9 protein-coding genes, 1 tRNA gene, 3 rRNA genes, 3 pseudogenes and 1 other annotated feature are annotated in these 16,296 nt (G+C 38.7%); of the genes and pseudogenes, 7 read left to right on the top strand and 9 right to left on the bottom strand.

From position 1 onward, the window contains the following. The first annotated feature begins 16 nt into the window (after positions 1 to 16). A complete protein-coding gene (locus PY770_RS00695; RefSeq protein ID WP_103428666.1) occupies positions 17 to 2,131 on the top strand; it encodes a cation:proton antiporter in 2,115 nt (704 codons plus the stop codon). Between the two features lie 30 nt (positions 2,132 to 2,161). On the opposite strand, the gene PY770_RS00690 is transcribed toward PY770_RS00695, so the two are convergent. Next, a complete protein-coding gene (locus PY770_RS00690; RefSeq protein ID WP_163601222.1) occupies positions 2,162 to 2,605 on the bottom strand; it encodes a GNAT family N-acetyltransferase in 444 nt (147 codons plus the stop codon). A gap of 78 nt (positions 2,606 to 2,683) precedes the next feature. On the opposite strand from PY770_RS00690, the pseudogene PY770_RS00685 reads away from it, so the two are divergent. From PY770_RS00685 to PY770_RS00660, 6 genes and pseudogenes are all read left to right on the top strand, one after another. Continuing rightward, positions 2,684 to 3,363: pseudogene (locus PY770_RS00685) on the top strand (ABC transporter ATP-binding protein); the annotation flags it as partial. Then, positions 3,353 to 4,072, top strand: coding sequence for a hypothetical protein (locus tag PY770_RS00680; RefSeq protein ID WP_275045963.1), 720 nt, complete (start codon positions 3,353 to 3,355; stop codon positions 4,070 to 4,072). The pseudogene PY770_RS00685 and the gene PY770_RS00680, both read left to right, overlap by 11 nt. Positions 4,073 to 4,081: 9 nt before the next feature. Continuing rightward, positions 4,082 to 4,804 (top strand): hypothetical protein, encoded by a 723-nt coding sequence (locus PY770_RS00675; RefSeq protein ID WP_275045962.1) that lies wholly within the window; start codon positions 4,082 to 4,084, stop codon positions 4,802 to 4,804. A 68-nt stretch (positions 4,805 to 4,872) separates the two neighbouring features. Further along, positions 4,873 to 5,253: a DUF488 domain-containing protein gene (locus PY770_RS00670; RefSeq protein ID WP_041818010.1), complete on the top strand. Its 381-nt coding sequence runs from the start codon at positions 4,873 to 4,875 to the stop codon at positions 5,251 to 5,253. A gap of 10 nt (positions 5,254 to 5,263) precedes the next feature. Beyond that, positions 5,264 to 6,196 (top strand): annotated as a pseudogene (locus PY770_RS00665) (aldo/keto reductase). A gap of 116 nt (positions 6,197 to 6,312) precedes the next feature. After that, positions 6,313 to 6,831, top strand: a complete 519-nt coding sequence (locus PY770_RS00660) for a hypothetical protein (RefSeq protein WP_275045961.1) — start codon at positions 6,313 to 6,315, stop codon at positions 6,829 to 6,831. A 49-nt stretch (positions 6,832 to 6,880) separates the two neighbouring features. Here the strand turns inward: PY770_RS00660 and PY770_RS00655 are convergent, their stop codons facing one another. The 8 genes and pseudogenes from PY770_RS00655 to PY770_RS00620 all read right to left on the bottom strand — a co-directional run bounded on the left by PY770_RS00655 (position 6,881) and on the right by PY770_RS00620 (position 16,128). Continuing rightward, a complete protein-coding gene (locus PY770_RS00655; protein ID WP_275045960.1) occupies positions 6,881 to 7,657 on the bottom strand; it encodes a helix-turn-helix domain-containing protein in 777 nt (258 codons plus the stop codon). A gap of 88 nt (positions 7,658 to 7,745) precedes the next feature. After that, positions 7,746 to 8,450, bottom strand: coding sequence for a methionine ABC transporter permease (locus PY770_RS00650; protein WP_014081473.1), 705 nt, complete (start codon positions 8,448 to 8,450; stop codon positions 7,746 to 7,748). Beyond that, positions 8,450 to 9,505, bottom strand: coding sequence for a methionine ABC transporter ATP-binding protein (locus PY770_RS00645; protein WP_163615747.1), 1,056 nt, complete (start codon positions 9,503 to 9,505; stop codon positions 8,450 to 8,452). The genes PY770_RS00650 and PY770_RS00645 overlap by 1 nt, the downstream gene beginning before the upstream one ends. Positions 9,506 to 9,517: 12 nt before the next feature. Then, a pseudogene (locus tag PY770_RS00640) lies at positions 9,518 to 10,693 on the bottom strand (aminotransferase class I/II-fold pyridoxal phosphate-dependent enzyme). 54 nt (positions 10,694 to 10,747) lie between these two features. Next, positions 10,748 to 11,009: a binding site (T-box leader), on the bottom strand. Between the two features lie 113 nt (positions 11,010 to 11,122). Then, positions 11,123 to 11,239 (bottom strand): 5S ribosomal RNA (gene rrf / locus PY770_RS00635). 83 nt (positions 11,240 to 11,322) lie between these two features. After that, positions 11,323 to 14,238, bottom strand: a 23S ribosomal RNA gene (locus PY770_RS00630). A 170-nt stretch (positions 14,239 to 14,408) separates the two neighbouring features. Beyond that, positions 14,409 to 14,484 (bottom strand) — tRNA-OTHER (locus tag PY770_RS00625). Positions 14,485 to 14,551: 67 nt separating this feature from the next. Then, positions 14,552 to 16,128 (bottom strand): 16S ribosomal RNA (locus PY770_RS00620). The 16S, 23S and 5S rRNA genes sit together here with 1 tRNA gene alongside, the layout of an rRNA operon. Between the last annotated feature and the right edge of the window lie 168 nt (positions 16,129 to 16,296).

Raw genomic sequence — 16,296 nt, 5'->3', positions numbered from 1 at the left:
TTTTGGAGGTATATTTATGGAGATATTGGAAGCAGTCTTAATTCTGCTTGGTCTAGTTCTAGTCTCCAATGTGGCTAGTCATTACATTACCGCTGTTCCGGTAAGTTTGTTACAAGTCGCATTTGGAGTTATTATCGCAATCTTATTCAAATTTAAAATTGATCTTGACACAACGTGGTTTATGTTATTATTTGTTGCCCCGTTGCTATTTAACGATGGTCGTGATTTTCCTAAAAAAGAACTATGGAAATTACGTGGCCCAATTTTTGAAAATGCAATTTTATTAGTTTTTTTAACCACAATTATAGGTGGATTCTTTGTTAGTTGGTTAGTTCCTAGCATGCCATTAGGAGTTAGTTTTGCTCTTGTTGCAATTCTTTCCCCAACTGATCCAGTTGCTGTACAATCAATCTCAAAACGAGTTAAATTACCAAAAAATATTTTGCATTTGGTTAGTGGTGAAAGTTTAATTAACGATGCCAGTGGTTTGATTGCCTTTAAATACGCTATTGCAGCAGTAGTAACTGGCTATTTTTCAATCTCTAAAGCAGCAGGTGACTTTGTTTACATGGCGATTGTCGGACTATTAGCTGGAATGGCTTTAATGGCCGGATTAATTTGGCTTAGAAATTGGTTACATAGTATTAATTTCAATGATGCGATTTTTAGTGTTGTTCTCCAAATTTTAACTCCATTTGTAATTTACGTTATCGCCGAAGATTTTCTCCATGCTTCAGGCGTAATTGCCGTAGTAACGGCCGGAATTTTTGAACACCTTTCCGAAAAAAAGGTACGTGGACAAACTCCAGAAATTACTTTATTAACTAACCGAACTTGGGATATCATCATTTATTGTTTAAACGGAGTTGTATTCTTAGTTCTTGGAATTGAATTACCGGTCGCCATGCACGCGGTCTTCAAAAGTAAAATCTACGGAACATTTGCTTCATTAGGCTATGCTTTTGCAATCTGGTTTATGATTTTAGTCATCCGAGTTGTTTGGATTATTGGTTACCAATCATTCGCTTATTATGTAACAAAAAAGGAACCCAAGAAACCTAAATTTTCGGTTGCTCTTCTTGCTGGGTTATCTGGAGTTCGTGGTGCCATTACCATGGCTGGGGTACTTTCTGTTCCAGCTTTTATCGACGGTGGAAAAGCCTTCCCAGATCGCTCATTAATGCTCTTCATTGCCGCATCAGTAATTGTCATCAGTTTAGTAGCTGCTACCATCACTTTGCCACTAATCGCTCCTGGTAAAGGAACTTTAGAAACCAGAGCTTCCGTAATTGATGAAAAAGAAAACGAAGACAACGATGAAGATGCTCCTGAATACGTATCTTATGACGTAGCTCGTCTATATCTTATGAACTCGGCGATTGCAAACTTAGAAAACAACAAAACCGAAGATACCCAACGGGCTGTATTTGATATCATCACTGATTATGAAGTCGACATTCGGAAAATCCAATATCGTTTACACGATCGAGCAGAAACAACTCAAACTCTAAACGAAATGTTAGCCTTACGGCGAGTTGCTTTAAATGGAATTCGCGATGCCGTTAATACCCTTTACGAAAAAGGTTTAATTAACAAAGATTCTTATTGGATTAAAAGTCGGCAATTAAACCAACAAGAATATCTGTTATCTCAAGCAGCTGGAAATCGTCAAACTTTCCGAAATATGCCCCACTTAAGTTTCTTTAGTCGCTTAATACGAGCAATTAAAGTTTGGCAATGGAATGGTTCCGAAAGTGAAGCAACTAAATCAGACTTACGTTTGATTCAAAAAGTTGGCTCACAAGGTGCAATCAATGCCGTAAAGAAATTCTTAAATAGTAAGGACATTGACGAAAGAGATTTTTCTGCCCAAACAGTTCACTTCTTAATTGTTCATTATGCAAGACAAATTCAAGAAGCACAGTCATTTGGTGATTCTGAAGCCGAAGAAAAAGAATATGAACGACAATTAATTACGCTTCGAATGCAAGCCCTTGAAGCAGAACGAAAAGCCATCGAGGTTTTGATTGAAAATAATCACATTGGCCCTGGAATGGGACTTAAGTTACGGCAAAACGTGAACTACGAAGAAACAATCTTATTGAATGATTATAAACACGAAAATGAATAGATAAAAAGACTAGCATCCGTTTTTCAGATGCTAGTCTTTTTGCATGGAATCATGAATCATTTTAATGTGTTTAACTCCGGCTTCAATAAAGGGATTACCGAAAGTTTTGAATCCACTTTTTTTATAATAACCAACGGCATAAAATTGAGCCTCAATTTCAATTGGTAATCCTGGAAAATGAAGTTTAATTTGTCGCATAATTTCTTGTAACAATTCTCGCCCTTTTCCTGTTCCACGCACTTGACCGGTTGTCAAAACACGTCCAAAAGTAACGTATTGCTGCTCACTAAAAATGCGAGCATAAGCGGTAATTCGATTGCCATCCGTTTCAAAGACATGAAGTGCAATCTTGTCATTTTCGTCTGGATCCGATTCTGTGATTTTTTGTTCTTCAACAAACACATCGGAACGGACGCGGTAAATTTCATAGAGTTCTTCTAAACTTAGTTCTTTAAATGGCTTTACTTCCCACAATGTTTTTAACCTCCTAGTTCTCAAAATCTCTTTGTAAATTATACCAGATTAAAAAGATTCTATCGTTTCCTAGTGAGATTTGGCTTTCTCGGTCATAACGGTGCTGGTAAATCAACGACGCTAAAAAGTCTAACCAGCATCATTGAACCCACTTCCGGAAAAATTTCCTTTGATGGATTAGATTTAACTCAGCATCGAACTGAAATTAAACAAAAAATTGGTTACGTCCCCGATTCTCCCGATATCTTTTTACAATTAACGGCTCAAGAATATTGGAATCTAATTGCTTCTATTTACGACATTAAAATTACCGACGTGCAAAAACGCCTGGATGAACTGGTAAACTTGTTTGCTTTAGCTGACAATCTTGATACACCAATCCAGGATATGTCACACGGAATGCGAGAAAAAACCATTATTATTGGAACCTTACTGGTTAACCCCGAAGTTTGGATTTTAGACGAACCAATTCAGGGATTAGACCCTCAAGCAGCTTTCGATTTAAAACAAATCATGAAAGCTCATGCAGAACAAGGCAAAACAGTCATTTTTCGACCCACGTGCTTGATACTGCGCAACAATTATGTGATGAAATTGCTATTTTAAAAAATGGTGAAATGATTTTTAATGGTTCTGTTAAATCCCTTTTAGAAGCACATCCTAAGGAATCACTGGAAACAATTTATCTTAATCTGATTGATCGCAAAAATAATCAATCAGAAATTGAACAACTTGAAGGTGATTCACATGCTGAATAAAAAATTAACCGAGCTCATTAAAGTTAATTTGTTCTACTCCAACCCTAGTAGCACCCAGCGCCAACGAAAAAAAGGTAAAAGTATCAATCAAATTGTTAAATCAACGATTTTATGGTCTGTTTTAGCGGGCTTCCTTTTGATGGTACTCTTTAGTTTTTCACTGCTCTCAGTTTACTTATCTCACGCTCCAGGAATTTTTACTCATTTCCTAGCCTTATTTAGTCTTTTATTAATGTCCCAATTAATCTCCACCATTAACAACGTGTTTTTGGACAATCAAGACCTGCAAAATTATTTATCCCTACCCGTAAAAATTGGTACGTTGTGGACGGCCAAATTAATTACGATTGTCATTACTATGATTCCCTTTGCTATTCCAGTGCTAGCCGTTTTTGTCATGACGGCTTATGAAAGCAATTACAACGTGGTTTTTGCGATTATCGTCGCCTTGCTTACCCTTATTTTTTACCTTGGCAGTATTTTTATTTTAACTTTCCTTTTGACCTTTTTAATTACTCAAAATCGAATTTTTCAAACTCACAAACAAATTGGAAATAGCCTGCTTTTAGGCGTCTCCACGCTTGCAATTGTGATTGGATGTATCCTTCTCAGTATTACCAAAAACGAGCCTCACACTACCGATCAAACAGTCCTCAGTCCGTTAAAACCAATTTTCCAATTGATCACGCAGCCCTTTAGTGCGACATAGCTGATCACATTGCTAGTTTTAATCGGCATTACTACTGGGGGAATGTTCATTTTAAACAAATTAAGCAATAGCGGCCTTTTGCAAATTAAAAGCTCATATACCAAAAAGCGAAAGACTCCAGCGCACCCAGTGGTCCAAAAATCACTTGGTAAAACCCTCATTCGTTATAATTTACAACTACTACGCCAACCATCTTTTATGACCCAGGTCCTCATGAATACAATTATGATGCCTTTTATCTTTTTATTTGGGTTTAGTTACGGTAGTAAAGATCTCATTCATCACCTGGGCTTAGAATATGCTGGTGTGTTCTTTTTGGTAGGAGTGATGTTCTCATTCATGACGTTTAATGCTTATGCCCTTGTAGGAAATATTATTTCTTTGGACAGGGAAAACTTTGAAATGATGCGTAGTTTCCCAATTAAGTTTACTCATTATTTAAAAATCAAATTTTGGTTAGCAACTGGCATTCAAATTAGTTTAACGATTATCTTAAGCCTCGCCATTGCCTTCTTTATTCGTTTGAAAATTGAACTAATTTTACCACTATTATCCGGAATTATTTTGAGCCAAATTGCTGGCTGTCTTTACTATTTTGCCCGTGATTGGCGGCTTTTATCATTAAACTGGACTGATCCAAACCAGTTACTTAGTCGCGGATTAGGTAATTGGGGTGTCTTTATGATGACCTTTGGTTCCATGCTTTTTGGCAAGTATTGCAAGATTAATTGATGCAAACTAATTTTTAGTAAGTGATATTTAATTGTTGTATGCTTAGTTTAGATAAGGTGGTGGGCAAAATCAAACTTAAACTTGAAAGAATTTACACTAAACCAGCCGATTTAAATGGTTATCGAATTCTCGTTGACCGCCTTTGGCCACGTGGAATTTCAAAAATCAGAGCAACCTTAGACAACTGGGAAAAATCAATTGCTCCCTCAACTGAATTAAGAAAATGGTTTAATCACGTTCCTGATCGTTTTCCCGAATTTAAAACCAAGTATTTAGCTGAACTTGAGCAAAATCCATCAACTAAAGAATTTGTTAATCTTGTAGCAGAGAAGCTTAAAAAGCAAAACGTAATTCTTTTATATGGGGCTAAAGATCAGAAACATAATCAAGCCATTATTATTTATAACTATTTATTACAACAACCAGCGATTAAAGCTGAATTAGATTAGGAGAATATTTATGCAAGAAGTAAAAATTGGAAAATCAGATGTAGTTACTGGACCATTAGGCTTAGGAACTAATGCGGTTGGTGGTCATAACCTTTTCCCCAACCTTAAAAACTCGACTGGAATTGAAATTGTTAAAACTGCCTTAGATTCTGGAATTACTCTCTTAGATACGGTGTTTGCTTATGGAATGGGAGAATCTGAAAAATTAATTGGTGAAGCAATTAAGGGTTACGACCGTTCAAAAATTCAAATTGCAACTAAGGGTTGTCAAAAAGTTGAAGCAGATGGAAGTGTTGTAATTGATGATTCACCTGCTTACCTTCGTGATTGCGTTGAAGATAGTTTAAAACGCCTTCAGACCGATTGTTTAGATATCTTCTACATTCACTTTCCTGACGGCAAAACTCCTTTAAATGAATCAGTAGCCGCCCTTAATGAATTGAAAAAAGAAGGTAAAATTCGGGCCATTGGGGTTTCAAACATGTCAATGGAACAACTTAAACAAGCTAACCTTTATAATTTAGTTGATGTTGATGAAGAAAAATACAATTTAATTGATCGTGATGCTGAACAAGAAAGTTTTGCATACCTTAAAGAAGACAATATTTCCTTTGTACCATTCTTCCCACTTGCTTCCTGATTATTAACTGGTAAATACACTAAAGCAACAACTTTCCCAGCTGATGATATTCGTCATGATGATCCTGATTTCCAAGGTGCAACCTTTGAAAAAATCATCGATGGAATTGACGAAATTCGTCCGATTGCTGAAAAATACGATGCTACAGTTGCCCAAATCGTAATTGCTTGGTACATCAAGAATCCTAACATTTCTGTTGTGATTCCCGGTGCTAAAAAACCTGAACAAGTTAAAAGTAACGTTAAAGCATTAAACATTAATTTAACTGATGCTGAATATCAATTCATTGACGAAAAATTATAAAATTCAAGCCGACTACAATCTAATGTAGCCGGCTTTTTATTATCCTCTTTTTTGCTTTATTATCAGGACAACTGTTATAATAAAGTTCATTAAATAAGAATTGGAGAATTCTAAACATGTTTGAAATTCAAAGATACATTCAAAAATGGAGTAATATTTTAAAAAAATTAGCTAAATTTAAATATTTGTTTTTCATTTCAATGATTGCAATTATTTTTTTAACAGCATCTGTAGTAGTTTATCAAGGTGGAATTCGTAACTTTATGATGTTACTTTTTGGCATTTTAATTGGATTATTAGCAGCATTATGGTTGATTTTTACTTTAGTTTATCGCGATGCCAAAAAAATCATGACGTTACTAAATTTAAACGATTTATCATCTTTAGGTAATCTTCCTCAATTTGGCAGCGTTGGTAAGATGACTGGTGCCATTAAATACGTTGCTAAGGCAAATCTTATTTTTGGATTGCTAGTACTATTTTTAATTATTTTTGCCATCATCAGTTTAATTCATAGTTCTTTATTCGTAATCTTAGTGTTTATGTTTGGCGTTTTAGGTGGAATTTTTAGTATTTTATCACTTATCGCTAAATTTGCAGAAAAGAAAAATGAATTTATAATAATGCAAAAATAAAAAAAGCCTCTCAAAATGTGATGGGCTACAATAAAGTTAGACATTATATTTAAGCGATTTTTAGGAACTTATTCCGATACTCTATCGGGGTAAGTTCTTTTTTTCTTGAAATTCTTTCATAATTAAACCATTTTTTATAATCTGAACACACTTTCTTTAACGTAGTTAAAGAGTCTATTTTTTCTCTGTACAAACATTCTTTTTTCATCAAACCTATCTGACTCTCAACAGGAGAATTATCAAGGCAATTACCTTTTCTAGACATACTTTGTAAAACATTTTGTTTATCAATCCATTTTCTATAAGATTCTAATTGATAATGAAATCCTTGATCTGAGTGAATTATGGCACCAGATAAGCATGGATTATTTTTATATAGTTCATTCAATGTATTTCTTACAAGATTAAAATTTGGACTGTCCGATACTTGTAAACCCATTATTTCATTAGAAGCCTCATCCATAATTATTGATGGTCCTCCTACTTTCCCGGATAATTCAAGACCATCTATTCCGTGCAAATCAAATATTTTAATCCATGAATAAACTTGAGATGGATTTATATTATATATTATTGCAAGATCTCTTGGATTAATCTCATGAGTTTTATAGTAGTTTACCACGGAAGCTTTGAATTCAACAGAATACTTTTTATTGGCTTTAAGTTTAAGACCTTCTACTCCATTAAAATTATAAGAATTAATCCAATAAGTTAAATTACTATGAGATTTTATATTAAATTTTTTGCATGTTTCCTTTAAGGAAACATCATTATTTTTATAGAAATTTATTGCTTTTAATTTAAATTTACAATCATATTTAGTCATAATAAAGAGGCCTCAATTTCAGTTAGATTTTGTCTAACTTTATTGAGGCCCCTCAGCTTTGTTTTCAAGCCTAAACGGTTTTTAATTTTTAATCTCGTGACCCATGGTCAACTAATTTAGCCCAAACATCCCCAACGACTTGAATAACAAGCACAAGGATAACAACTAAGATAGTAGCAACTAAAGTCGTGTCATTTGCAAAACGGTTATATCCATATGAAATGGCCATGTTACCTAAACCACCGGCACCGATTGCTCCGGCCATTGCAGTTAAACCAACTAAACTAATTAAAGTAACAGTCGAAACTCTAATCAATTCTGGGAAAGCTTCATTAAGATAAACTCCTGAGATAATATCCCAGTTGGTTGATCCTAATGATTCAGCTGACTCAATTGTCCCCTTATTAACACTTTGTAACGCCACTTGAACTTGACGAGCGTAGAAAGGAAAGACACCCACTGACAATGGAACTAAAGCAGCAGTCGTACCGATTTGTGTTCCTACAATTTTTTGCGTTACAGGAGCAATGAAGGCCAATAAGATAATGAATGGAACTGCACGGAACAATGAAACAATCTTATCAACGATGTTAAAAATTACTTTATTAGGAATAATTCCATCATTATCAAACAAGACTAAGGCAACTCCGAAAATTAATCCGGCAATTCCACCAAAAATAGCTGACCAAAATGTCATGTATAGAGTTTGTACAATTGATGTCCACCAACCAGTTTCACCGTACCAACCTTGTTGCACAACATTTGGAAAATTTGTAATAAACCATTCTTTCATTATGCTTCACCTCTCAATTCACTAACTTCAATATCTAGATTTTGAAGATATTCAATCGCTTGTTTGCGTTGAGTTTCTTCACCATTTAAATCAACAATCATAATTCCAACTGCTTCATCTCTGAATTTTTCAATATCAGCATAAACGATACTTGCTGCAATTTGGAATTTAGAATAAAGCTCAATAATAATTGGTTTCGAGATTTCTTGTGAGAAGTAAATCAATTTTACAAGATGACGGTTTTTGGTATCAATATTAAGTGATTTTAAAATTGAAAATGCATCAAAGTCTCCACCAACAATTTTACGAGTAACAGGGTTAGTTGATTTTACAAAAACATCAATTAAACTACCAAGATCAACTACCTTACCGGCGTCCATAATGGCAACTTGATCACAAATTCGTTTAATTGCATCCATTTCATGAGTAATTAAAATAACCGTTAACCCACGTTTTTGGTTTAAATCTTTAAGCAAGTCCAAAATTTGATTAGTATTTTCTGGATCAAGAGCTGATGTTGCTTCGTCAGAAATTAAAATTTTAGGGTCATTTGCCAGTGCTCTAGCAATTGCCACACGTTGTTGTTGTCCCCCAGATAGTTGAGCAGGAAAATGTTTAGTGTAATCAGATAGTCCAACATCTTTTAGAAGACTCTTTGCTTTAGCAGCGACATCTTTTTCTTTTAACCCCGCGTGTTTTAAAGCAAATTCAACGTTTTGTTGCACTGTTTTTTGTGACAATAAGTTGTAATGTTGGAAAATCATTCCAATTTTACGACGTTCCGTTCTTAATTGTTTTTCGTCAATAATTTCAACTTTTCCATCAGTATTTTTATAAACTGGTTTACCAAAAACATCCACTTCACCACTAGTTGGTTTTTGAAGTAAGTTTACAGTTCGAACCAAGGTTGATTTACCAGCACCAGAATGTCCGGCTATTCCAAAAATTTGTCCTTCTGGAATTCCAAATGATACATCTGATACAGCTTTAATTTGCTTTTTATCTTGGGTAAAATCGACCGATACGTTTTTGAATTCAACAATATTATCTGTCATTATTTTCTCCTTTTAGTTGTTTTTAAATAGGTGTAATTTTACAATTCTAGCTACTGCTTCCTGTAATCTTGCTGGACTAGTTAATAAGCCAATCCGAACAAATTTATCTCCAGCTTTTCCAAACCCTATTCCAGGTGCTACAGCAACGGCTGCTTGATCAAGCAATAGATTGGCAAAGCTTTCTGAAGTATAACCAGCAGGAACTGGCATCCATGAATAAAATGACCCCTTAGCCGGAGATGCATACCATCCAATTTTAGCTGCTGCACCTTCAAAAGCTTCACGGTGATCAGCATATAATTCGTTTAATTTAGCAACTGATGTTTGTGATTCTGATAAAGCCGCAATGGCAGCGTCTTGAATGGCAGGAAAGACACTCACCAAAAGATGATCTTGAATCAAATTAATTGCCTTAATCATATCAGGATTTCCAATTGCAAATTCTAGTCTCCAACCGGCCATGTTATAGGTTTTAGACATTGTGTAAATTTCGATTCCAACTTCTTTGGCACCTGGGGTTTGTAAGAAACTTAATGGCTTATTATGATAACCTAAAGTACCATATGCAAAATCATGTACAATTCCAATTTGATTTTCTTTAGCAAAGTTAACTGTTTCTTTGAAAAAATCAGAAGTTGCGATTGCTCCCGTCGGATTATTTGGATAGTTAAGGTATAGCAATTTTGCATCTTCTTTAACTTTACTATTAATCGTACCATAATCTGGCAAAAAATTATTTGCTTCCTCTAATGGAAATAAATTTAATTTAACTTTTGCTAGTTGCACTCCTGATAAGTAATCTGGATATCCTGGATCAGGCAATAACATCGTGTCACCTGGGTTCAAAATTGCAAGGGGAAACTCAACTAATCCTGTTTTCGACCCACCTAAAATTGAAATTTCAGCATCTGGATTTAAATCAACATCATATTCACGCTTATAAAAATCTGCGACTGCTTGTTTTAATGCTGGTAAACCATCAAACGGTGAATACTTGTGATTTTTAGGATTAGCAACGGCTGTTTGCATTGCTTTAACTGTATTATCAGGAGTTGGCTGATCTGGGTTACCTTAACCTAAATTAATTACATCTGCACCAGTTGCAATTTTTTCATTTACTTTTTGAACTAAAGTTGCAAAAAACTGAGTTGGTAACGATTGTAAAATTTTAGATTCTTGAAATTTCATCTGATTACCTCTTTAAACTTTATTTTAATAAACAAAAAAGCACTCATCCTATAATAAAAGGACGAATGCTTTCGTGGTACCACCTTAGTTTACAGAGACCATCACTGGAATCTGCCTCGTAAACTTCTCTGATGACGCGTCTCAATCAGAAAAATTTTGCTAAGATATCGGTAGCAATCCCGCCACTAGCTAATTACTAAAAACTCACTAGTGATTGATTTTAAGCCCATCTTCTTTATCTGCCCTTCATCTCTTTTCACCAAACAGAGACTCTCTTAGAAGTTTCAATAAATACTCAGCTCTACAATTTGTTTATTTGATTGTTATCATATTAAAGGTAATTTAAACATCTGTCAACAACAAATTTATTTTTTTTATTTTACGCATAAAAAAAGACCTTAGCTTACGCTAAAGTCTTTTCTTTCAATTGCGTGGCAACGTCCTATCCTCGCAGGGGGCGATCCCCCAACTACTTTTGGCGTGCTGAAGCTTAACTTCTGTGTTCGGCATGGGAACAGGTGTATCCTTCAGGCTATCGCCACCACACTATTTTTTGTGAGAACTTTGTTCTCTCAAAACTAGACAATATCATTTTCTTCCGATTAACTTCCATTGTATCTTCATTCTACTTGGTTAAGTCCTCGACTGATTAGTATTAGTCCGCTTCACGTATCACTACGCTTCCACTTCTAACCTATCTACCTGATCATCTTTCAGGAGTCTTACTTCCATATAGGAATGGGAAATCTCATCTTGAGGCGAGTTTCACACTTAGATGCTTTCAGCGTTTATCTCATCCATACATAGCTACTCAGCAATGCGCCTGGCGGCGCAACTGATACACCAGCGGTATGTCCATCCCGGTCCTCTCGTACTAGGGACAGCTCCTCTCAAATTTCCTGCGCCCGCGACGGATAGGGACCGAACTGTCTCACGACGTTCTGAACCCAGCTCGCGTACCGCTTTAATGGGCGAACAGCCCAACCCTTGGGACCAACTACAGCCCCAGGATGCGATGAGCCGACATCGAGGTGCCAAACCTCCCCGTCGATGTGAACTCTTGGGGGAGATAAGCCTGTTATCCCCAGGGTAGCTTTTATCCGTTGAGCGATGGCCCTTCCATATGGTACCACCGGATCACTAAGTCCGACTTTCGTCCCTGCTCGACCTGTTTGTCTCGCAGTCAAGCTTGCTTTTGCCTTTACACTTTAGGAATGATTTCCAACCATTCTAAGCAAACCTTTGAGCGCCTCCGTTACTGTTTAGGAGGCGACCGCCCCAGTCAAACTGCCAACCAGACACTGTCTCCGCGCACGATCAGTGCGCAGGGTTAGAGTGTTCACATAACAAGGGTAGTATCCCACTGACGCCTCCACCGAGACTAGCGTCCCGGCTTCTATGGCTCCTACCTATCCTGTACAAGTTATGTAAACACCCAATATCAAGCTACAGTAAAGCTCCATGGGGTCTTTCCGTCCTGTCGCGGGTAACCTGCTTCTTCACAGGTATCTTAATTTCACCGAGTCTATCGTTGAGACAGTACTCAAATCGTTACGCCTTTCGTGCGGGTCGGAACTTACCCGACAAGGAATTTCGCTACCTTAGGACCGTTATAGTTACGGCCGCCGTTTACTGGGGCTTCATTTCGGTGCTTCGCCGAAGCTAACACTTCCACTTAACCTTCCAGCACCGGGCAGGCGTCAGCCCATATACTTCATCTTACGATTTTGCATAAACCTGTGTTTTTGATAAACAGTCGTTTGAGTCTTTTCACTGCGGCTGGCCGTGAGGCCAGCACCCCTTCTTCCGAAGTTACGGGGTCATTTTGCCGAGTTCCTTAACGATAGTTCTCTCGCTCACCTGAGGATACTCTCCTCGACTACCTGTGTCGGTTTGCGGTACGGGTAATTAATTACTAACTAGAAGCTTTTCTCGGCAGTGTGACGTCAGATACTTCTCTACTTAAATTTCGATCCTCATCATCGCTTGTCAACCCGCTTAAAAGCATTTGACTCTTAAACTGACTTACGATTTGAACACACATTTCCAATCGTGTGCATATCTTAGCCTACTGCGTCCCTCCATCGTTCAAACATAATTAACTAGTACAGGAATCTCAACCTGTTATCCATCGCCTACGCTTCTCAGCCTCGGCTTAGGTCCCGACTAACCCTGGGTGGACGAGCCTTCCCCAGGAAACCTTAGTCATTCGGTGGATCAGATTCTCACTGATCTTTCGCTACTCATACCGGCATTCTCACTTCTAAGCGCTCCAGTAGTCCTTACGGTCTACCTTCATTGCCCTTAGAACGCTCTCCTATCACGCAACATAGTTGCGTCCGCAGTCTCGGTAATATGCTTAGCCCCGGTAAATTTTCGGCGCAGAATCACTCGACTAGTGAGCTATTACGCACTCTTTAAATGGTGGCTGCTTCTGAGCCAACATCCTAGTTGTCTATGCAACTCCACTTCCTTTTCCACTTAGCATATATTTAGGGACCTTAACTGGCGGTCTGGGCTGTTCCCCTTTCGACGATGGATCTTATCACTCATCGTCTGACTCCCGGACATAAATCAATGGTATTCGGAGTTTATCTGAACTCAGTAATCCTAGATGGACCCCTTGCTCAAACAGTGGCTCTACCTCCATGATTCTAATTCCGAGGCTAGCCCTAAAGCTATTTCGGAGAGAACCAGCTATCTCCAAGTTCGTTTGGAATTTCACCGCTACCCACACCTCATCCCAGCACTTTTCAACGTACACGGGTTCGGACCTCCGGTGCGTATTACCGCACTTTCATCCTGGACATGGGTAGATCACCTGGTTTCGGGTCTACGGCAACATACTATGGCGCCCTATTAAGACTCGCTTTCGCTACGGCTCCGCTTTTTCGGCTTAACCTTGCATGCAACTGTAACTCGCCGGTTCATTCTACAAGAGGCACGCCATCACCCATTAACGGGCTCTGACTGCTTGTAGGCACATGGTTTCAGGAACTATTTCACTCCCCTTCCGGGGTGCTTTTCACCTTTCCCTCACGGTACTGGTTCACTATCGGTCACTAGGGAGTATTTAGCCTTGGGAGATGGTCCTCCCAGATTCCGACGACGTTTCACGTGTGTCGCCGTACTCAGGATCCTGAACTGAGGGTATTCGATTTCGTTTACGAGACTATCACTCTCTTTGGTGTAGCTTCCCAGCTACTTCAACTATCAAATACTTTTGTAACTCAAATGTTCAGTCCTACAACCCCGAACCACAAGGGTTCGGTTTGGGCTATTCCCCGTTCGCTCGCCGCTACTTAGGGAATCGAAATTTCTTTATATTCCTGTGGGTACTTAGATGTTTCAGTTCCCCACGTCTGCCTCTTCATAGCTATGTATTCACTATGCAGTGACCAGTCATAACACTGGTCGAGTTTCCTCATTCGGAAATCTCCGGATCAAAGCTTACGTACAGCTCCCCGAAGCTTATCGCAGTTAGTTGCGTCCTTCATCGGCTCCTAGTACCAAGGCATTCACCATGCGCCCTTATTAACTTAACCTATAATCCTACGGATTATAAATTATTTAAGTTTTAGCGATTAAAACTAATTAAAAAACTCAAAAATAACACAATGGTTATTTCTCGGTTCAATTATATATAAAAATATAATTATTACAGAAAATAATATTATCTAGTTTTCAAAGAACAAAAATGACACTTACGTGTCAATGGAGAATGGAGGGATTGAACCTTCGTCTTCTCACTTGCAAGCAAGTGAGCGCTCTCCCAACTGAGCTAACTCCCCATAAGAGTAGATACTCTCAAAACTGACCAAGATTTTGATTAATGTAAGGTTCCGAATTATTCCTTAGAAAGGAGGTGATCCAGCCGCAGGTTCTCCTACGGCTACCTTGTTACGACTTCACCCTAATCATCTGTCCCACCTTAGGCGGCGGACTCCTAAAAGGTTATCCAACCGACTTTGGGTGTTACAAACTCTCATGGTGTGACGGGCGGTGTGTACAAGACCCGGGAACGTATTCACCGTGGCATGCTGATCCACGATTACTAGCGATTCCAACTTCATGCAGTCGAGTTGCAGACTGCAATCCGAACTGAGAACGACTTTAAGAGATTAGCTTGACCTCGCGGTTTCGCAACTCGTTGTATCGCCCATTGTAGCACGTGTGTAGCCCAGGACATAAGGGGCATGATGATTTGACGTCATCCCCACCTTCCTCCGGTTTATCACCGGCAGTCTCTCTAGAGTGCCCAACTTAATGCTGGCAACTAAAGACAAGGGTTGCGCTCGTTGCGGGACTTAACCCAACATCTCACGACACGAGCTGACGACAACCATGCACCACCTGTCATTCTGTCCCCGAAGGGAACGTCTAATCTCTTAGATTGGCAGAAGATGTCAAGTCCTGGTAAGGTTCTTCGCGTAGCATCGAATTAAACCACATGCTCCACCGCTTGTGCGGGTCCCCGTCAATTCCTTTGAGTTTCAACCTTGCGGTCGTACTCCCCAGGCGGAATGCTTAATGCGTTAGCTGCGGCACTGAAAGGCGGAAACCTTCCAACACCTAGCATTCATCGTTTACGGCATGGACTACCAGGGTATCTAATCCTGTTTGCTACCCATGCTTTCGAGCCTCAGCGTCAGTTACAGACCAGATAGCCGCCTTCGCCACTGGTGTTCCTTCATATATCTACGCATTTCACCGCTACACATGAAGTTCCACTATCCTTTTCTGCACTCAAGTTTATCAGTTTCCGATGCACTTCTCCGGTTAAGCCGAAGGCTTTCACATCAGACTTAATAAACCGCCTGCGCTCCCTTTACGCCCAATAAATCCGGACAACGTTTGCCACCTACGTATTACCGCGGCTGCTGGCACGTAGTTAGCCGTGACTTTCTGGTTAGATACCGTCATACCGTGAGCAGTTGCTCTCACGGCTGTTCTTCTCTAACAACAGAGTTTTACGAGCCGAAACCCTTCTTCACTCACGCGGCGTTGCTCCATCAGACTTTCGTCCATTGTGGAAGATTCCCTACTGCTGCCTCCCGTAGGAGTATGGGCCGTGTCTCAGTCCCATTGTGGCAGATTACCCTCTCAGGTCTGCTACGTATCATTGCCTTGGTGAGCTATTATCTCACCAACTAGCTAATACGCCGCGGGTCCATCCAGAAGCACTAGCACAAAGGCCAGCTTTCAAACAAGAACCATGTGGTTCTTGTTGTTATACGGTATTAGCATCTGTTTCCAGGTGTTATCCCCTTCTTCTGGGCAGGTTACCCACGTGTTACTCACCAGTTCGCCACTCAGTCGGATCCAAAATCATCTTAGTGCAAGCACTAAGAATCAATTGGGCGACTTCGTTCGACTTGCATGTATTAGGCACGCCGCCAACGTTCGTCCTGAGCCAGGATCAAACTCTCATTTTAAAAATGAGAACTTTACTAGCTCTTATTTATTTGTTTTTGCAAATTGACATTGCATATTTGTTTAATTTTTAAACCAAGTTTAAAAATTATCCTTACACTTATTGTAATCAAAATCTTGTTCAGTTTTCAAAGATCTACTCAATAACGTATCGTCTCAAACGGTATTTT

It is taken from the genome of Fructilactobacillus sanfranciscensis (assembly GCF_029023685.1).
Taxonomy (GTDB): Bacteria; Bacillota; Bacilli; order Lactobacillales; family Lactobacillaceae; genus Fructilactobacillus; species Fructilactobacillus sanfranciscensis.
The sequence above is the reverse complement of the archived record's forward strand: the minus strand, read 5'-3'. Positions and strand labels throughout refer to the sequence as shown.